We start from the raw sequence: 19,386 nt of genomic DNA, 5'->3' as shown, positions 1-19,386 counted from the left end.
TGATGAATGTAGCGACCAGCAAGTGACGCAACTGCCCGACGCACGGGGAACTACCCGCTTCAGCGCCCCACCTGCTGCCAGTTCGTTTGCTCAGTTCATGTCATTTGATTGCCGCCCCATTCTCTCCGGGCGTCGCGCCTGGGATCAAGGCCCATCATCGTTACTACCAATGTCGGACTTCTGTGCGAATGCTATTGTTATTTGCGCACCTACTTATTTCCTGGAATGTCTTCTGTCAGGTGCTACTCCACGATAAAAGAATCGGAGAACCGACGATGTCCAAGAATTCAACGTGGCGGCGCCTGTGCAGCCTTGTTCAGGTGGGTACAGCGTTTGCAGCGCTCGGGGTGGCGGTCTCAGCGCATGCTGCGGGAGATCCCATCAAGATCGGGGTTATCGGCGAAGAGTCGGCCGTGGCCGGCGCGTCGATTACCAAGGCGGCCCAGCTCGCGGCCGACGAGATCAACGCTCATGGCGGCGTTGACGGGAGGATGATCCAGATCATCGCCTACGACGATCACTCCTCGGCATCCGACGGGGTCCGCGCCTTCCAGCGCGCGGCCACCCAGGACAAGGTCATCGCCGTGATCGGCAGCTACATCAGCGAGGTTGCACTCGCAATGGAACCCTGGTCGGCACGCCTGAAGATGCCCTTCATCACGCCCGGCGCGGCGAGCAACGACATCTCCAAGCACGTCCACGATGACTACAACAACTACAAGTACACGTTTCACGGCTGGATGACTTCGGCGTTTATCGCCCAGTCGATTTGCGACTTCTCGCACGACATCCTGGTGGGCCAGTTCCACATGAAGACGACGGTGGTCATGAGCGAAGATGCCGCCTGGACCAAACCGCTCGACGATCGTTTCCTCGAATGCCTGCCGAAAGCCGGCCTCAAGGTGCTGGATCACATCCGCTTCAATCCGGACACGTCGGACTTCACGCCGATCTTCAATCAGATCGAAAGCAAGCACCCGGACACGATCACCACGGGCATCAGCCATGTGGGCGTTCAACCGACCGTGCAATGGCATGATCAGCAAGTGCCGATCCCCTTGACCGGCCAAAGTTCGCAGGCCACGACCAGCAGTTTCTGGAAGGACACCAACGGCGCCACTGAAGGGGTCATCACGGCGAGCGCCGCGGCTCCGGGCGTGGCCATCACGCCGAAGACCGTGCCGTTCGTTGATGCCTACACGAAGCAGTTTGGCGTCTCTCCGGCCTATTGCGGGTTCACGAGCTACGACCTGGTCTATATCCTCGCGGATGCCATCAAGCGAAACCACGGTGCGACCGATCCGGACAAGATGGTCGACGCACTCGAGAAAACCGACTATGTAGGGACCATAGGCCGCTGGCAGTTCTATGGCAGAAACGACCAGTTCACGCACGCGCTCAAGTACGGTCCGGGCTACATTACCGGCATCAACCTTCAGTGGCAGGATGGCAAGCAAGTAGCGATCTGGCCGAAAAGCGTGGCCAACGCGACGGTCAAATTCCCGTCGTTCATCAAACTGCAGCAAGCCGCGGCCAACTAGCTCCGGAAAACAAAGCGACCGCGTTCCGGTATGAGTCTGGATCACGGCCGCTTCTCGTTCAGGTGACTCGTTCAAGCACGTCGTCAAGGGATTCCGGCCACTTGCCGGGCCAAAGGGGCGGGAATGGTCTGGCTGCAAATCTTGATCGACGGTTTTGCGATCAGCTCCCTGTACGCGCTGGGTGCGATTGGTTTCACGCTGATTTTCGGCGTATCGGGCGTCCTCAATCTCGCGCACGGGGGCGTCATGCTCGTTGCGGCGCTGATGGGCTGGATGCTTGCGGGCGAAGCCGGTATTGGCACCTATCTCGGCACGCTGCTAGGTGTGCTGTCAGGGCTGGCCTGCGCCTATGTGACCTATCTCATGGTCGTGCGGCCCATCCAGCGCTCCGCCGCGATTCCGCGCGAGGAGAAAGAGATCTTCGTGCTCACCGGCACACTGCTGTGGGGCATCATGATCCAGCAGGGCATGGCCTATCTTTTCACCGACAACCCGGTGACAATGCGTCCGCTGATTGCGGGCGTAGTCAGCATTGCCGGCGTTCGCACCCCGCTTAACGAGATCATGATCGCGGTGATCTGCTGGCTCGTGATCGGCTTGCTCTGGGTGTTCGTCAACCGGACGCGCGCCGGCAAGGCGCTGCTCGCCGCATCGATCAACCCACGCGGGCTGACGCTGCTCGGTTTCGAACTCTCTCGCGTCTACCTGCTGGCATGGAGCATCTACGGCGTGCTTGCCGGGGTCGCCGGGGTGCTGCTGGCGTCGTTCCTCGGCGTGAGTTCCAACAACACCGGCCAACTCACGGCAAGCGCCTTCTCGATCGTGGTTCTCGGCGGACTGGGCAGCGTCTCGGGCTCGCTGATGGCGGCGTACGTCGTGGGGTATCTGGAGACCATTACCGCCTATCTCATCGCGCCGACGCTGCGTCCCCTGCCCGCGCTCCTGCTGTTGGTGCTCGTGGTCTATGTACGGCCTCAGGGCCTGCTGGGCCGGCGCTAGCCCGGCGAGCCACCATGAAGAACCTGCTTCGTTCTCCTGTGCTGTGGGCCGCGCTGTTGCTGGCGGCAGTGGCCGCTACGCTGCCCTGGTGGCTGTCCGGCTACGTGCTCGGCATCCTGACGGTTGCTTACTACTTCGGCGTCTTCTCGATGGCCTGGGACCTGCTGTTCGGCTTCGCCGGCGAGGTCAACTTCGGCCCCACGTTCCTGATCGGCCTGGGTGCCTACACAGCCGCCATACTTGACGCCAAGTGGGGACCGCCGATTCCGGTCTGCATCATCGCCGGGGGGCTGGTCGCGTTGATCGGGGGCCTGCTGCTTGCCCTGCCGGCGCTGCGCTTGCGCGGCCCCTACTTCGGTCTCGTCACGCTGGTCGCCGTACTGTTGCTGCAGAACTGCATCGTGATTTTCGCGGGCGTGACCGGTGGCGAGATCGGCATGACGGTGCCGGACGTCCTGTCCGTGCGCGCAGAAGACAACTACTGGTACGCGCTCGGCTTTCTGATTGTTTGCGCGATCATTCTGTTTGGCTTGTCGCGTTCGGCGATCGGACTCATTTTGCAAGCGAGCGGTCAGGATGCCGTTGGCGCGCAAGCGCTCGGCTTCAATGTGACGAAGCACAAGCTCGCGGCCTTTTGCATCAGTGCGGTGTTTTCGGGCGTCGCCGGGGCCATGCTGATCTTCTATCAGGGAACCGCGTCGGTCAGCACCGTGGTTGATTTGGGCGTGGGTGTCCAGATCATCATTGCTGCAGTGCTCGGCGGGCGGCGCACCATACTTGGCGCCGTGCTCGGCTCGGTGTTTCTGATCGTGGCCGGAGAGTTCCTGCGCCCCCTTGGCCAGATCAACACCTTCGTGGTCGCGGCCGTGGCGCTGGCCGTCATCCTGTTTTTCCCGGACGGCCTTCTCGGCAATCTGCTGCGTGTTACGGCCAGGGAGCGTGAATGAGCGATACGCCTCGCCTCCAGGTACGCGGCCTGACCAAACGCTTCGGCGGCTTGCTGGCTGTGAAGGATATCGGTTTCGACATTCAGGCCGGCGAAATTCTCGGCCTTATCGGTCCGAACGGCTCGGGCAAATCGACTGTGATGAAGCTGATCATGGGCATCGAACGGCCCAATGCAGGGTCGGTCAAGCTCGACGGTGTGGAAATGGCTGGCTGGGCGCCGCATAAAATCGCGCGAGCCGGCGTCGGTATCGTGTTCCAGCACTCGCGGCCGCTGCATCGGCAAACGGTGCTCGAACATATCAAGCTGGCGCTTCTGCCCGACTCCCTGATCAAGCTGTTCGCCGATCCCCACGTCGAGCGCCGGGCCCGTGAAATCGCAGAGCGCGTTGAGCTTGGCGCAGTGATGCACCGCCACCCCGCAAGCCTGCCCTTCGCCGATCTGCGCCGAATGGAGATGGCCAAGGCCATCGCGCGTGATCCAAAGGTGGTGCTGGTCGACGAGCCCTTTGCCGGGCTCAACGCGGCTGAGTCGGAATCCTTCTCGGCGCTGATCCGAGGCTTTCGCGCCGAGGGCCGCGCGGTGCTACTGGTCGACCACAACGTCAAGAGTCTGGCGGCATTGGTCGATCGTGTCCTCGCCATGTATCTTGGCGAGCATGTGGCGGAAGGCACTGCCGAGGAGGTGATGCAGAATGAAACCGTCCGGCGAGTTTATATAGGCGGCAAGATCGAAACCAGGGAGCGTCCGCCTGATGAGGCACGCAGTAAAGTGTCGATCCTGGAGGTTCAGGACGTAAGCGTGTTTTACGGCAAGGCGCGTGCGCTGGACAAGGTCAGTATCCACGTTCGCGAAGGCGAGTTTGTTTCGGTAGTAGGACTAAATGGTGCCGGCAAGACGACGTTGTTCAACGCCATTTCCGGGCTGCTTCCCTACCAGGGCGCGATCCGCTTCGGTGGACGCGACCTGAAGGGCATGACCGGGGCGGCGGTCGCTCGCGCCGGCATAGTTCAATGCCCCGAGACCCGCGAGCTCTTCGGCGACATGACCGTGCGTGAGAACCTCGATCTCGGCGGTTATCACCTTCCCTCCACCGCACGATCGCAACAGCTGACCTGGCTTTTCGAGCTATTCCCGATCCTCAAGTCACGGCAGAGCCAGACAGCTCGCACGCTGTCCGGCGGCGAACAGCAGATGCTGGCTATTGCACGCGCGCTCATGATGCAGCCCAAGCTCCTGATCCTGGACGAGCCGACCCTGGGGCTCGCACCGGTGATCCTGGAACAACTCTCGAAGGCACTTGAAAGGCTGCAACAGACCACGCCGATAACCGTTCTGCTCGGCGAGCAGAACGTCACCTTTGCTTTGCCTCACGCCGATCGCGTCTACGTGCTCGAGCACGCCCGCATAGTCTGGGAAGGTAATCCGGCACGCTTTGCCAAGGAGATGGGCCGGGGATATCTCGAAGCGGAGGTAGTCGACGGCTCGAGGGTGCATCCGGGTTGCGAATAGCCATTGTTGTCTCTGCCACCTCCGTTGTCTCTCCGCGTTGGGCGCAAATACGCCTGCGCTAAAGGCGCCAGCCAGCACAAAATCATCGGACTAAAGTTCCATTAGAGAATGCCAGTTGGGTGAAGCTGTCAATCAGCTTCACCCGGCACCTCGCCAAGATTTCTTCGGCTTGAGGGGCGCGGCGCCGCTTCGTGGGGTAGGATGCCAGATCGCAAACCGCGCTCTGCACCGGCGCGCTGCGGCAGCTTAGCGCCGCATCTCTCCAATTGCTCATCTGCCGTCCCGCATGACTGCCCTTTCGACATTGTCCAATCGCCACCGTGTTTCATGCATCATTTGCGCATTTAACGAAGCCCCTCGGATCGGCGCGGTGCTGGCCGTTGCAACGGTGCATCCGCTGCTGGCCGAGGTTATCGTGGTCGATGACGGATCGACCGACGGTACCGCCGACATCGTCAGACGCTTCCCCTCTGTCAAGCTGATTACATGCCCGGTGAACCGCGGTAAAAGCGCGGCGATGGCCGTAGGCATCGCCGCAGCCGAGAACGCGTTGCTCATGCTGCTCGATGCCGACCTCAAGGGCCTCGCCAGCGAACACATCACCGCGCTCGCCGCCCCCGTACTGAGCGGCACTGCGGACGTCAGCCTGAGCCTGCGGCAGAACAGCCTGCTGCTGTTTCGCGCCATCGGACTGGATTTCGTTTCGGGTGAGCGCGTGGTCAGGAAAGAACTGTTGAGCGAGGCACTCAAGGAAATTCACCGCTTGCCGCGCTTTGGCATTGAGGTGTTCATGAACCACCTGATCATTGAACGCCGGCTCTCGATTGCAGTCACCCACTGGCCGAAGGTAACGCAGGCGCGCAAGACGGAAAAACTCGGCTACTGGGCCGGCGTTCGCGCGGAGTGGCGCATGATCGCCGACTTGTTGAAAGTCAGTTATCCGCTCGCGCTCCTGTCACAGACATGTCATCTCTTTTCGTTAAGAGTCGATCATGCGGGACACGCGCCGTTCTTCGTACGAATCAGGAGCCCGCGCGACAACGTGGCTTGAGGTTCCTTCGAAGGGTTCCGTTGAAAGGTTCAGTCTAGGCATCACTTCAAAGCGTCAGTCACGAGCGGGAGCAGGCATGGCCGCACGACGACGCCATGCAAGCGCGAGAAAACCCACTGCGCCCAGCATCAGCGGGCAATAGAGCGTCGCGAATCGCCAAAGCACCAGCGCCGTCGCCATGGTTCCCCTCGGAACCCAGGCCGCGAACGCAGCTGCAAGCGCCAGATCGCCACCGCCCCCACCTGCGGGTACGCCGGTCCAGAGCGCCGCATGCAATACCACCGCCTGCACCGCGAGGACAAATCCGAGCGGCAAACGGTACCCGAGTTCCAGCAAGATGAACCATAAGGCGCTATAGCGAAGCAGCCACTGCAGCGTGGTCAGCAGCAACAGTGCGACGAACCGGTCACGAGGGCCTGTGATGAGCAGCCGCCACTGCTGGTGCACGCTGCGGCGAAACTTGTCCCAGCGGGACCGCCGGGCCCTGAGCCATGGAACAAGATGGCCCGCCGCGTCGAGTGCACGCGCGACATATCGGCGGCACATCCAAAGAGCGCCCATCACGATTGCGAGACCTGCCAGCGTTGCCGCGACCGTGGATAAACTCACTTTCGGAAGCAAATGAGCCAGCGGGCCGATGGAGAACAAAAGTGCGATGGGGACCGCAACCCCGAAGAACGTCAGGTCGAGTGCCTGGTCGGCGCCCACCACCGTGGTGGCGATCGCCCACGACGCCCCGGCGCGCTGCAGCAAACCGATATTGACTCCGTACCCCGCCGCTCCCAGCGGAGACACCAGAAAGGCCAAATCGGTCACGAGGGTGATCGCAAACGTACGCATGAAAGGAAGGCGCAAGCCAAGCGTGGTTTGCATGAGCTGCAGCTTGCCGGCTTTCGCTAGCGCGCTCACGGCGGCGCTTGCAGCGAGCACCAGGAATACGTCTACCGGGATGGTTCGAAGGCCAGCAAACAAAGAGTGGGAGCCCAATATGAAAGGCACGCCCATTGAGAGACCGACCCCAAGCAAAGCAAGCAGGATTGCGACGTTACGTGTGTGAGCGCCGGTCACCGGGACCGCCTGAAAACTTGCCGCTGTGCATTAGGGTTCGATATGTTCGAGATGAAGGATTCAGATGGCGCCGACAGCGCGATCGGGTCGTCGGTCACGAACTGAACCATGAGAGGCCGAAGAATATGCATTCGATTGGATGATCCTTAATGCAGCGTCATATTACCTGTGCACGTGCGACTCAAGACAACCTCGCGCTGTCTAACCGCTCACCAGTTGCGGTCGCACCCTGATTCTGCAACACAATAATGTCAAACACGCTGCGATGCATCTCGGCACCCAACGGTGCCGCTCGTCGAGGCGGTCCTCATACTTACGTCAGCGTAAAAACACTCGCGTCACATAATGGTCGCCAGACCCGGGTAGCTTTATGAGGCTCCCCGCTCGAACGTTTTTATGTGCCCACTTCACCATAGCAACGCCACCTTCAGCACGCTCGCACGTAGTGCATCGGGGCGTGCGCGCCCATCGTCCAGGTACAGGGCTTCTGCTTTTAATTATGTGCCCGGAGCAAAAAATAATATTTTGATTCGACTAATGGCAGCGCTACAGTTATCTAAGCTCGGCAATCAATGAAAGGAGATGCGATGGTCTTTTATCACCATGGCGCGGCTATTCAACCGTCGGTAACAAGACTAGGCAACACGTTTCTCGCACGCGTTTCCATCCTGGAGGAGGATGGCGAAGCGACCTCTCTTGGCAATCTTGGACAGTTCGCCAATCGTGACTGTGCCTTCGAATTTGCTGTGCGCAGCGCCACGGCATTCGTAGATGGCGAGCCCTTGCCACGGTCACCGTTTGAACAACCACAGACCAAGTAAACTAACAACAGGCTACTACTCGGATGTCGCTTGCCTGGCGACATCCTCCGCCAAGTCGTAGCGAATTCGCGCGAGGCATGCCGGGGCCGATACCCAATGATTCGTTAGTTCGGCCCCAGCCAGATCAACCACCATAAGGCGGGCACTACGCGCTCAGGGTAGTCGCTGCCAGTTCGGGGAGTCCTGCGCAAAGACCTCCGCACAAGAAACCCTCATTAGACAAGCAGCGTCCGCACGCTATTGCATCGACAAGGAACCTGCGTCGCCTTTTATCCTCAACACGGCGGCTTGAGCCGGGGGCGCCAGATTTTGCTCAGCGAGGCTGGCTTTAAGCACGGTAACCTGGTTCTCGGTTCCCTGATCGAAGTCCGCGTCGAGCTCACTGATGCGACGGTTGTACCAGTTGGTCACGCAGGCCTTGTCCTTGCAGTTGTGTTGACGCCATTGCCACTGCTTGACGCGGTCGTCCTCAAACGCTGCAGTATCGGGCGTAACGTCTTTCGCGCGCTTGTAGGCGATCGCCAGCTTGTCGTCGAGAGACGACAGTTCGGGGTCGTTGCAAACGAGCTTTTCCGAGCTTGAGACCTTCTTGCCGCAATGGAAGCTCGCGGCCTGCGCGGATCCGGAAAAGCCTCCGCCCAACAGCAGTAATGCAAGCGTGGCGGTCCCGGTAGCACGCCTCACGTTGAACAGCTTCGATTCCAATTTTCCTGACCTTGTCATACCTGCCCCCGTTGATCCATCGTTGAAGTTGCGCTGATCGAACACGATGCCTGCCATTCGCCCGGCTCAGCCTTTTCAGCAGTGGCCTCGGAACGAAACGGTCGCACGCTGCCCCCCGGAAGCACTTCTGATGACGCGTGAATGTTCACGTTTCATCGCTTAGTTTCCGATGCCTGTCTGCCCCAAGCGCGGTCCGCCATCGCCTATACAAGAACGTTCCTTGGGCGCATGCCTGACGGCTGAGTTCGTTAAGGGGATGATCCTAGTTTTCGAGCGAATGAACCGATCGAAAAGGAGGCGACCTTCTCAAGGCCTTACGCAATATTTCACGCGTGGTTTGAGCGCACAAAATGATCCAGCGGTTCAACATCCCGCCGATCGTTGCGCATGCATGGTTCTGAAGGAAGCAACTGAATACTTGTTGCTCCGGGAGCGATCTGCTCCGCTGTAGTGGTCGGCCGTGGATCGTTATTTTCAGGCACGCGTACGGCCTTTTTTGTCTTGTATCAGACCCACGGCAACCGGCGCCGCGCTACTCCCGCAACAAGATCACTTTTCTCGACCCTATAAAGCCTTGTAGCAACTGCTCGAACGCCTGGCTTCCACGCTGGAGCGGCCTGGTCCACCCACGCGAGATCACCGAATGCACCGCCATCCAGCAGGAGTATGTGCGTGACAGCGAAATTTCCGCGAGCGTCAACGTGGCGCCTGCCAATGCCTGCCGATCGAGTCGATCGTGCGCGGTACGACCGCGCCTCCACCACTAAGCCGGGCGCCATCTCGCTCGTCATCCCACTCGCGCGTAATACAGGTTCTGCGGATGCTTCGCCTCGGCGAAGAAGAACCATCGTTCCGCCACCAGGCCTGCGTACTGCACGAGACACGCCGCGGCCAACAGCGCGACCGAGATGCCGACCGAATGCACGCCTGCGCCCAATGCCATCAGCACAATGGGAGCAACGAACGCCGTCGCAAGAAATCCCCACTTGATCCCGCGCAGCGTGCCCGCCGATTTACCGTGAAAGAACTCGCGCAGATTGAATGCGCCGGCAGTGAAGCCGCGCGATACCTGCACGACCTTGGCGTTCTTGATCCCCGTCGCGCTCTGCACGGTGGACTTGGGCCGCAGTCGTGCATTGCGCACGAGCGATGCCGACCGGCTCGCGCAACCCGCAAGCGTCAGCACGCACGCGCAGGCGGCAAGACCCACTGTGAGTGCGGGCGCGAACCATGCGCTTAAAGCGGTGACCAGCGTGAACCCGGACGCACAGCCAAGCAGGACGAAGTTGGCCAGCGTGAGCGGCGTGGCCCACTCCTGCAGGAAGCGCAAGCATGCATAGATCATGGCCGAGCAAACGAACAGCGCGGCGCTCGCGAGCACACCAAGCGCCCCTATTGCGAGCGACCACGGCGAGCCGAACCAGTGCGCGACGCCGTAGAAAAACGCGCATGCGAGAAACGCCGGCAGACAGAGGCATTCACGCGACAACCACGAGGTTCGCCACATGGCGACCGCCCGCCACGCGCGTTCAGGATGCCCGAGATGGAAGAACGATGCGATGAGACCGAGTCCGCCAAGCACCACCGACAACGCCGCACCCGTGACATAGAACGCCGTTGACGGCGCTGCGAGAAGACCGAGATGCGCGGCTGCCTCCACGCCGACAAGCGCGATCAGCAGGCCCTGCGCCGCGCCGCTTAGCGTGGTGAGAAAGACAACTGAGAAAGCGGGGTTCATTGCGGAGTCCTTTAGATGCGCGTCGCGATCGACGCAAGATGCAATTGCCCACGCTCAAGTTGCGCGTCCACCGTTTGCGGCATGGACTCAGCGGAAGCCGTCTTGCATGAGCACGCGCCTTCCCCGCAGCCCGAAGCCGACGTCGTCTTACGCGGCAAATAGTGGTTCGCGGGCTTCGTGTCCCATTCAGGCATCAACTGATAACCGCCGCGTTCCTTGATCGCCTTCGACACCACGGATTCGGGATCGTGAATGTCCCCGAACAATCTTGCAGAGGTCGGACACGCGAGCACGCACGCAGGTTGTCGATCTCGCTCAGAGAGGTTTTCGTCATGGATACGATCCACGCACAAGGTGCACTTCGTCATCTCCTTGCGCTCTTCGTCGAGTTCGCGTGCACCGTACGGACACGCCCACGCGCAGTACTTGCAGCCGATGCATTTATCGAAGTCCACCAGCACGAGCCCGTCTTCCTTGCGCTTATAGCTCGCACCGGTTGGACACACCGGCACGCACGGCGGGTCCTCGCAGTGCAGGCATGACTTGGGAAAATGGATGGTCTCGGCGTTCGGATAACTGCCCGCCTCGAAGCTCTGGACACGATTGAAGAACGTGCCGGACGGATCAGCGTCGTAGGGATTCAGGTCGGCAAGACTGCCCGACTCGCCCGAAGTATTCCACTCCTTGCAACTCGTCACGCAAGCGTGGCATCCCACGCAAACGTTCAGGTCGATCACCAGCGCCATCTGAGTCATTGCATACCCCCTTGCTTCTTGTAGTCGCTACTTGCGCCCTACTGCGCCGCGCAGCCGTGCCGCAAATTCGCCTTGCCCTGCGAAGTAGGTCTGCACGATCCGCGATATCACACCGTTTGAACCCGGCAGCGCACGCATGGCGTCGAACTGCGGCAGCGTGTGCTGCGCGTCGGCCTCAGCCGGATAGATCCGCACGCGCACGTCATACCACGCAGCCTGCCCTGTCACCGGGTCCGAGTTCGAGACACGTCCGGCGGCTTGGTCCGCTTCATCCGTGCCGGGCAATTCGTCAGTGATCAGGTGATTGAGCAGGAAACCACGTTGCGATTCGTTTGCGTCCGGGCCGAGGCTCCATGCACCCGACGCCTTCCCGATCGCATTCCAGGTCCACACCGTCCCCGGCTCAACCGTTTCACTGAAGCGAGCCATGCAGCGCACGCGGCCCCATTGCGACTCAACATAAATCCAGCCGCCGTCCGCAATGCCTTTCTCAGCCGCCATCAACGGATTCATGTAGAGATAATTCTCGCCATGGATCTGACGCAGCCACGCATTCTGCGAGTCCCATGAGTGATACATCGCCATCGGCCGTTGCGTCACAGCGGCGAGCGGGAAACGCTCAAGGTCGGTCGAATTGCTCTCAAGCGGCGCGTACCAGAACGGCAGCGGATCGAAGTATTTTTCGACGCGCTCGCGCAAGTGATCGGGAGGCTGCCGCCCTTTCGTTCGCCCTTGCGCCGCGAGACGAAACTTCTGCATGACATCGGAATAAAGCTGGATGACGATGGGTTCGCGGAACTTGCGAAAACCGTTTTTCACCGCCCAGTCCAGATACGGCCCATTGCAGTTGCGCATGTACTGCAAGTCTTCCGGCATCACATAATGGAACACGCAGTTGTTCTTCGCGTACTGCTCCCACTGCTTCGGATTCGGCTCGCCGACCAGCGCCTTATCGCCGTCTTTGCCACGCCATCCAATCAGGAAACCCACTCCAGAATCAGGTGTAGTCGTGAAATTGACGACAAAGTCAGGATAGTCACGATAGCGCCTCGTGCCTTCCGCCGTTGTAAAGGCCGGAAACTTCAGCCGCGACGCCAGTTCGATCAACACTTCCTGGAACGGCTTGCATTCGCCCGAAGGCGGCACAACCGGTACGCGCACGGAATCGGCAGGACCATCGAACTCGGAGATCGGGCGATCGAGCATCGACATCGCGTCGTGGCGCTCAAGGTAAGTCGTGTCCGGCAGGATGAGGTCGGCGAACGCCGTCATCTCCGACTGGAACGCGTCGCACACCACGAGAAACGGAATCTTGTAGTCACCGTTCGCGTGTTTGTCGACGAGCATCTCGCGCACCTTCGTCGTATTCATCGACGAGTTCCAGGCCATGTTGGCCATGAAAATCATCAACGTATCGATTGGGTACGGATCCCCTCGCCACGCGTTGGTGATCACGCTATGCATCACACCATGCACGGCAAGCGGGTACTCCCACGAGAACGCTTTATCAATGCGAACGGGGCCGCCGTTTTCATCGATGAAAAGATCTTCCGGCGCCGCGGGCCAGCCCAGCGGTCCGGTCGCGAGCGGCGTGTTCGGCTTGACGGCGTCGGGGCTGTTCGGCGGTTTCGCCGATGGCGGCACGGCACGCGGAAACGGCGATTTATGTCGAAAGCCGCCGGGCCGGTCGATAGTGCCCAGCAGCGACATCAGCACCGCGAGCGCACGGATCGACTGGAAGCCGTTGGAGTGCGCAGCGAGCCCGCGCATGGCATGAAACGCGACGGGGTTGCCGGTGACGGTTTCGTGCGTCTCGCCCCACGCGTCGGTCCAGCGAATGGGCAGTGTGATCCGGTGATCGCGGCTCGTCTGGATCATCTCCTGCGCGAGACGGCGGATGGTGGCGGCGGGAATGCCCGTAATATCAGCCGCCCACTCGGGCGTGCAATCCGCCACGCGCTCACGCAGCAGCGTGAACGACGGCGCAACGGGCGTGCCGTCCCCGAGCGTATAGCGGCCGTCGAGCGCGGGTGTCACCCCCGGTGAATGATGTGGCACGGCGCGCGCCGCTTCGGTATCCCACCATGCATGATTTTGCGGAAATAGCGGATTGCCCGCGGGTGTATCCGGGTCGCTCACGAACAGGCCGAAGTTCTCGCTCTCTTCGTTGAGGTCAACGAGGTCGGCTGCGTTCGTATAGCGCTGCACGAACTCGTGGTCCCAGGCGTCGGCAGCAATTAGCTCGTGGAGAAACGCCATGAACAGCGCGCCGTCGGTGCCGGGCTTGATCGGTACCCATTCGTCGGCAATGGCGGCGTAACCGGTGCGTATGGGATTGATCGCGATAAAGCGTCCGCCTCCGCGCTTGAACTTCGAGATGGCGATCTTCAGCGGATTGGAATGATGATCCTCCGCCGTCCCGATCATGAAGAACAGCTTGGCGCTGTCGAGATCGGGACCGCCGAATTCCCAGAACGAGCCGCCGATCGTGTAGATCATGCCGGCCGCCATGTTCGCCGAACAAAAACCGCCGTGAGCCGCATAGTTAGGCGTACCGAACTGTTTGGCGAAGAGGCCTGTGAGCGCCTGCATCTGATCGCGGCCGGTAAAGAGCGCGAACTTCTTTGGGTCGGTGGCGCGGATTCCGGCAAGGCGTTTTTCGAGGATATCGAAGGCGACTTCCCACGAGACCGGTTCGAACTGCGCGCTGCCACGCTCGGCGTCCGCTCGGCGCATCAATGGCTGCGTGAGCCGGGCGGGCGAATACTGCTTCATGATGCCCGACGCCCCCTTCGCGCAGATCACGCCCTGGTTGAGCGGGTGTTCCGGGTTGCCATCGATATAACGCACTTCGCCTTCGCGTAAATGCACGCGAATGCCACAGCGACAAGCGCACATGTAGCAAGTGGTCGTCTTGATCTCGAGCCGCTCGTCCTGCGTGCGTGCGTGATGTTCCATGCTGGGTCTCCCTCGCTGCTTCTGGTATGTCCAGGCGCTACCGATCCAATCCTGACCATCCTAATCGCCGCCGGTTCTAAAGGGAAATCGCCATTTGTGAGAGGAACTATCCGCTACGCTGATGGTTTCAATTTGCCTTCAGTTGCGCGACCAGTGCGTCGGGAACATCAACGCCTTCCTGCTCCGACGCTTCGGCAAGACGTTCTCTCCGGTAGCCGGGAAGCCGGACATCGTCGTCCATGAGCATCATTTCAATCAGCGTTTCCACGCGCGAGAGATAGGTGTCGTCACCGGCCAGCGCGCCCGGATCGATCGCCCAGAATAAATGACCAATACGCGAACGCTCGCCCTCCTCCGTCAGGAACGAACCGGCTTCGTAACCGAAGTTCGCGCCGGTCAGCGCCGCCGCCAGCAACTCGACAACCAGCGCCAGCATCGCGCCCTTCGCCCCGCCGAACGGCAGCATCATGCCATCGAGGGCAGCCCGGGCATCGGTCGTCGGGTGGCCGTCGCGGGTGGTCGCCCAGCCTTCAGGAATCGGCTTGCCGTCACGGGCGGCAATGGCAATCTTGCCGCGCGCAATCTGCGAGAGCGCGAGGTCGATCACCAGCGGTTCCCCTTGACGGCGCGGGAAGACGGCGGCAATGGGGTTGGTGCCGAAGAGCGCGCGCCGGCCGCCCCACGCGGGCATGGCCGCCGGCGAGTTGCTGAACGCGAGACCGACCATGCCCGCCGCGCCGAGCGCCTGCAAATGCGCCGCGCCGACGCCGAAATGATGGCTGCGCCTGACGCCCGCCACCGCACTGCCGAACTGCCGCGCGCGTTCAATCAACGCGCTGATCGCGAGATCGCAGGCGGGATAGGCGAGCCCATCCGCGCCGTCGACCAGCACGGCCGCGCCGCGATCCGAAACGATGCCCGGTCGCGCCAAAGGATCAACGCGGCCGTTCCTGAGTTGCGCACAATACATCGGCAGACGCGATACGCCATGCGACGACAACCCGCGCTGGTCAGCATAAACAAGCGCACGGGCTGTCGATTGCGCGGTCGCGGGCAGCGCGCCGGCGGCAAGCAGCGAGTCAACAGCAAGCGCGGTGAGCGCCTCGGGAAGCAGTCGGGCCATCGATCATTCCTTTGAGATTGTGGATATTCACTCTGTAAGCGCAGCCGCGACCCGTGCCGCTACGAGCGAACTCACGCGTTCGTTCGATTGCACCGTCAGCCCCGCAATATGCGGCGTGAGGATCAGGTTCGGCGCGGCCGCAAGAGGCGAACCGGCGCGCAGGGGTTCATCGGCGAAGACATCGAGCGCGGCGCCGGCGAGCCGTTTCTCTTGCAGTGCAGCAGCGAGTGCGCTTTCATCGATGGTACCGCCCCGCGCCGTATTGATCACGATCGCGCCGGGTTTCAGCAGGCCGATGCGCGTGGTGTCGAGCAGGTTGCGCGTGGCATCGGTCAGCGGGACATGCAGCGTGACGGCATCGGCGGCGGCGAGTGCTTCATCAAGCGCCATGCAGCGCGCGCCGGTTTCGTGCCAGCATGGCGCGTCCGCGGGCTGCTGCGGATCATAGCCGACCACCGTTATGCCAAGGCCCCGCGCAAGCCGCGCCACAAGCTGGCCGATACCACCAAAGCCGATCACCGCCAACACGCTTCCTGCCGCCTCGCGACCATTGGATAGCACCTGACGCGGCCACTCGCCCGCGGCGACATCAGCGCTGCGCAGGTACACGCCGCGCAATAGCATGAGCGTGGCAGCAATCACGTACTCCGCGACTGCTTGCGCGTTAGCGCCCGTCGCGGGGAAGACGGCCACGTTGCGCGCGGCGCATGCGGACATGTCGATGTTGTCGAGCCCAACGCCGAGCCGGCCCACGACGCTCAGATGCGCCGCTATTTGCAGCAGCTCCGCCGAAACCTGCGTGCGGTTCCTCACGATCAACGCGTGCGCATCTGCAAGATCGGCGGCAAGGCGCTCGGGATGATCGACGAGCGTGGCATCGTAGCGGACCTGGAAGCGCTGTCTTAATGTATCGACTGCTGCTTCGTCCATGAACTCACTGATGACGATCTTCTTCATTCGGCCGCCTTTTCCATCAATTGAGCCGACGCGGGAAGACGTATTTCTTCCTGGCTCGGCCCAACGGGATCTGCCTGACGTTCGCTTGGCGCGGCAAGAAACTCGCACGCAGCACGTGCATCGAACGCGCCCTCCCAGCGTGCCACCACGAGCGCTGCCACCACATTGCCGATCATGTTGGTGATTGCGCGAACTTCGTTGAGCACCCGGTCGACGCCCAGTATCAGCGTGATGCCCGCTACCGGAATGATGTTGTGCGTGGAAAGCGTTGCTGTCAGCGCAACCAGCGCCGCACCCGCTACGCCCGCACCGCCTTTGGACGTCAGCATAAGGATTGCCAGCAAGCCGATTTGCTGCATCAGCGTGAGGTGCGTGTTCGTCGCCTGAGCGATGAAGAGCGATGTCATCGTGAGATAAATCGCCGCGCCGTCGAGGTTGAATGAATACCCCGTCGGCAGCACGAGCCCGACAATGGCCTTCGGGCAGCCCATGCGTTCGAGCTTTTCCATCAGACGCGGCAACACGGATTCCGTGGTGGACGTGCCGAGCACGATCAGTAGTTCCTCGCGGAAATACTTGAGCAACGGCCACAGCCCGACGCCTGCCCACTGCGCGGCGGCACCCAGCACGATGGCAATGAACAGGATGCTGGTGACATAGAAGCAGAGGATAAGCAGCCCGAGTTGCTGCAAGGTCGAAATGCCGTATTTGCCGACCGTGAATGCGATCGCGCCGAATGCGCCGAGCGGTGCAAGCCGCATGATCATGCCGACGATGCTCATGAGCGCTTCGCCGAATTGCTCGATCCCGCGCATCAGCAGCCGGCTGCGCTGCGACATGATTGAGAGCGCAATGCCGAAGAGCACCGAGAACAACAGCACCTGCAGGAGATCACCGCGCGCGAATGCACCCACTACCGAGTTGGGCACGATCAATTCGAAGAAACTCGACGATGCCGCATGCGCGTCCGCTACATAGTGAGAGATCGCATGGGGATCGAGCGTGGCCGGATCAATGTTCAGACCCGCGCCGGGGTGCAGCACGTTCGCCACGACCAGCCCGATCACCAGTGCAATGGTGGTCATCACCTCGAAGTAGAGCAACGTCTTGAAACCGACGCGGCCCACCTGCTTGAGGCTTTCCATTCGCGCGATGCCGACGGAGACCGTGCAGAAGATCACGAGCGTGATCAGCATCTTGATGAGACGGATGAAGGTGTCGCCGAGCGGCTTCATTTCCACGCCGAACGAAGGCGCGAAATAACCGACAACGACGCCGGCCGCAAGTCCGATCAGGACTTGCACGTATAGATGTTTCAGCACGCGCAAGATGGTGTCTCCTCCACTCGCTGCCGCTACATGTCGAGCCGGCGCCTTTGCGGCATGGGTGTGCCGGCACGGGTGGCGTGTGCCTTCTCCGTGCCGGCGCGCGCCGGGGTTCACTGTCTGGTCAGATCCCGCACAGACCCCGCCGCTTGATCCTCAGGCGCTTTCGAACAACCGGGTCAGTACGAACTCGCGATGCCCGAGCGCTTCCGCCGACGTGAAGCGGCCGTTCACGGTAGCGAGCATGCATTCGAGCAGCTTGTCGCCGCTTTGGTCGAGATTCTGCTCGCGCTGCAGAATACCCGACACATCCACGTCGATATGCTCGCTCATCGTACGCACTGTACGCGGGTTCGCGCAGATCTTGATGACAGGTACGATCGGATTGCCGATCACGTTGCCTTGGCCCGTCGGGAAGAAGTGCACCGCGAAGCCCGACGCCGCGCACAGCGTCACCATTTCTGCTGCCGCCGACGATGAGTCCATGAACCAGAGGCCCGGATGTGTTGGCTCCTCCGCTTTGTCGAGCACGCCGTCCACCATGCACTTCTTGCCGATCTTCTGGATATTGCCGAGCGCCTTTTCCTCGATGGTCGTCAGGCCGCCCGCAATGTTGCCCTTGGTCGGCTGCGACTCGGAAAGATCGTCCGTTTTCCAGCGGTTGATCATGTCCTGATAGCGGTCGAACATGAACTGGAAGCGCTCGCGCACGCCGTCGTTGGCGCAACGCGCGGCCACGATCTGCTCACCGCCTGTCAGTTCGGAGGTCTCGCCGAACACGAGGGTGGTGCCGAGACCGTATAGCTTGTCGAAAGCATTGCCCACGGTAGGGTTCGAGCCGCAGCCGGAAGTGGTGTCCGACTCGCCGCACTTGGTGGACACCCACAGATCCGAGATCGGACATTCCTCTCTATGAAGCGCGGTTGCGTACTGCACCATCTCCTTCGCCGCTTTCGACGCCCGCATGACGGTGTCGTGGTCACCATGCAGTTCAATGCCGAAGCCCATCACCGGCTTGCCCGTCTTGGCAATGCCATCCACCACTCGCTTGGTCCAGCCTTCCTCAATACCGATCACGACCACCGCCGCGACGTTCGGATTGCTGCCGGCGCCAATCAGCGTGCGGAAATGCAGGTCGAGGTCGGCACCAAACTGCAGGCGCCCATACGGATGGGGCAGCGCCATCGTGCCCTTGATGTTGTTCTCGACCGCCAGCGCCGCCGAGTTCGACAGGTCGTCGACCGGCAGGATGATCACGTGGTTGCGCACGCCGACGCGGCCATTGTCGCGACGATAGCCGCGGAAAATCGTATCCAGGTCAATCACGCTCATGGTGTGTCTCTCGTTCGGTTCGTCGTTTGGTTCAGCCCGGTTCAATTCCGGGAATAAGATCGGGCAATGTCACGCATCGGCGTGGCGCGTGCCGGCCGGCTACCAGCGCTTGGTCTTGATGTTGTGCACATGAGCGTGTTCGCCGGCGCTGATGGGTGCGACCACCTTGCCTATATCTACGCCGTACTTGAAGACCGTGTCGCCGACAGCCATGTCCTTTAGCGCGACCTTATGGCCGATAGGAATGTCCTGCTTGGCCGGGAACGTCACAATTTCATCGTCGTCCATGATCCACGCGTTGAGCTGCGTTCCCGCCTTGATGCCCTCGACAACAGCCACGCCGACTGTGTCTTTCGCCTCATGCAACACGATATGAATAGTCGTGCGCTCGGGCGCTGTACCCGCCTCTGCCGTGCTGTTGATGTCTGCCGTGGGATTGCTCATTAGCGTCTCCGTTCGTGTGTTGAAAGCGGTGTGCGTCCCGCGCGGGCAGCGAGCCAAGTACGCTGCGTTGAATCGATATTAGGCGGCAGATAT

16 protein-coding genes are annotated in these 19,386 nt (G+C 61.2%); 6 read left to right on the top strand and 10 right to left on the bottom strand.

The window, feature by feature from the left end:
- The first annotated feature begins 275 nt into the window (after window positions 1–275).
- The 5 genes from SBC1_RS08010 to SBC1_RS07990 all read left to right on the top strand — a co-directional run bounded on the left by SBC1_RS08010 (window position 276) and on the right by SBC1_RS07990 (window position 6,049).
- Window positions 276–1,541, top strand: a complete 1,266-nt coding sequence (locus SBC1_RS08010; RefSeq protein ID WP_165090172.1) for an ABC transporter substrate-binding protein — start codon at window positions 276–278, stop codon at window positions 1,539–1,541.
- Window positions 1,542–1,664: 123 nt separating this feature from the next.
- The gene (locus SBC1_RS08005; protein ID WP_165090167.1) at window positions 1,665–2,540 is read left to right on the top strand and encodes a branched-chain amino acid ABC transporter permease; all 876 of its coding nucleotides are present in this window, start codon (window positions 1,665–1,667) and stop codon (window positions 2,538–2,540) included.
- Window positions 2,541–2,554: 14 nt separating this feature from the next.
- Window positions 2,555–3,487, top strand: coding sequence for a branched-chain amino acid ABC transporter permease (locus SBC1_RS08000; RefSeq protein WP_165090163.1), 933 nt, complete (start codon window positions 2,555–2,557; stop codon window positions 3,485–3,487).
- A complete protein-coding gene (locus SBC1_RS07995) occupies window positions 3,484–4,998 on the top strand; it encodes an ATP-binding cassette domain-containing protein (RefSeq protein ID WP_165090160.1) in 1,515 nt (504 codons plus the stop codon). Before SBC1_RS08000 ends, SBC1_RS07995 begins: the two co-directional genes overlap by 4 nt.
- Before the next feature lie 370 nt (window positions 4,999–5,368).
- Window positions 5,369–6,049 (top strand): glycosyltransferase, encoded by a 681-nt coding sequence (locus SBC1_RS07990; protein WP_241202052.1) that lies wholly within the window; start codon window positions 5,369–5,371, stop codon window positions 6,047–6,049.
- Between the two features lie 54 nt (window positions 6,050–6,103).
- On the opposite strand, the gene SBC1_RS07985 is transcribed toward SBC1_RS07990, so the two are convergent.
- Window positions 6,104–7,117 (bottom strand): flippase-like domain-containing protein, encoded by a 1,014-nt coding sequence (locus SBC1_RS07985; RefSeq protein WP_165090154.1) that lies wholly within the window; start codon window positions 7,115–7,117, stop codon window positions 6,104–6,106.
- A gap of 587 nt (window positions 7,118–7,704) precedes the next feature.
- On the opposite strand from SBC1_RS07985, the gene SBC1_RS07980 reads away from it, so the two are divergent.
- The gene (locus SBC1_RS07980) at window positions 7,705–7,938 is read left to right on the top strand and encodes a hypothetical protein (protein WP_165090149.1); all 234 of its coding nucleotides are present in this window, start codon (window positions 7,705–7,707) and stop codon (window positions 7,936–7,938) included.
- Window positions 7,939–8,175: 237 nt separating this feature from the next.
- On the opposite strand, the gene SBC1_RS07975 is transcribed toward SBC1_RS07980, so the two are convergent.
- The 9 genes from SBC1_RS07975 to SBC1_RS07935 form a co-directional block, all read right to left on the bottom strand.
- Window positions 8,176–8,718, bottom strand: a complete 543-nt coding sequence (locus SBC1_RS07975; RefSeq protein WP_165987550.1) for a lysozyme inhibitor LprI family protein — start codon at window positions 8,716–8,718, stop codon at window positions 8,176–8,178.
- A gap of 730 nt (window positions 8,719–9,448) precedes the next feature.
- Window positions 9,449–10,399 (bottom strand): DmsC/YnfH family molybdoenzyme membrane anchor subunit, encoded by a 951-nt coding sequence (locus SBC1_RS07970; RefSeq protein WP_165090143.1) that lies wholly within the window; start codon window positions 10,397–10,399, stop codon window positions 9,449–9,451.
- 11 nt (window positions 10,400–10,410) lie between these two features.
- A complete protein-coding gene (locus SBC1_RS07965; RefSeq protein WP_165090140.1) occupies window positions 10,411–11,154 on the bottom strand; it encodes a 4Fe-4S dicluster domain-containing protein in 744 nt (247 codons plus the stop codon).
- A gap of 27 nt (window positions 11,155–11,181) precedes the next feature.
- Window positions 11,182–14,112, bottom strand: coding sequence for a molybdopterin-dependent oxidoreductase (locus SBC1_RS07960; RefSeq protein ID WP_165090135.1), 2,931 nt, complete (start codon window positions 14,110–14,112; stop codon window positions 11,182–11,184).
- A gap of 127 nt (window positions 14,113–14,239) precedes the next feature.
- Window positions 14,240–15,235 (bottom strand): Ldh family oxidoreductase, encoded by a 996-nt coding sequence (locus SBC1_RS07955; RefSeq protein WP_165090131.1) that lies wholly within the window; start codon window positions 15,233–15,235, stop codon window positions 14,240–14,242.
- Between the two features lie 27 nt (window positions 15,236–15,262).
- Window positions 15,263–16,192, bottom strand: coding sequence for an NAD(P)-dependent oxidoreductase (locus SBC1_RS07950; protein ID WP_165090127.1), 930 nt, complete (start codon window positions 16,190–16,192; stop codon window positions 15,263–15,265).
- Entirely contained in the window at window positions 16,189–17,520 is a 1,332-nt protein-coding gene (gene dctA / locus SBC1_RS07945; RefSeq protein WP_165090120.1) for a C4-dicarboxylate transporter DctA, read from the bottom strand. The genes SBC1_RS07950 and dctA overlap by 4 nt, the downstream gene beginning before the upstream one ends.
- Before the next feature lie 153 nt (window positions 17,521–17,673).
- Window positions 17,674–18,849, bottom strand: coding sequence for a UxaA family hydrolase (locus SBC1_RS07940; RefSeq protein WP_165987548.1), 1,176 nt, complete (start codon window positions 18,847–18,849; stop codon window positions 17,674–17,676).
- A 99-nt stretch (window positions 18,850–18,948) separates the two neighbouring features.
- Window positions 18,949–19,293, bottom strand: coding sequence for a UxaA family hydrolase (locus SBC1_RS07935; RefSeq protein ID WP_241202051.1), 345 nt, complete (start codon window positions 19,291–19,293; stop codon window positions 18,949–18,951).
- Window positions 19,294–19,386: the final 93 nt, after the last annotated feature.

It is taken from the genome of Caballeronia sp. SBC1, assembly GCF_011493005.1.
Taxonomy (GTDB): domain Bacteria; phylum Pseudomonadota; class Gammaproteobacteria; order Burkholderiales; family Burkholderiaceae; genus Caballeronia.
The sequence above is the reverse complement of the archived record's forward strand: the minus strand, read 5'-3'. Positions and strand labels throughout refer to the sequence as shown.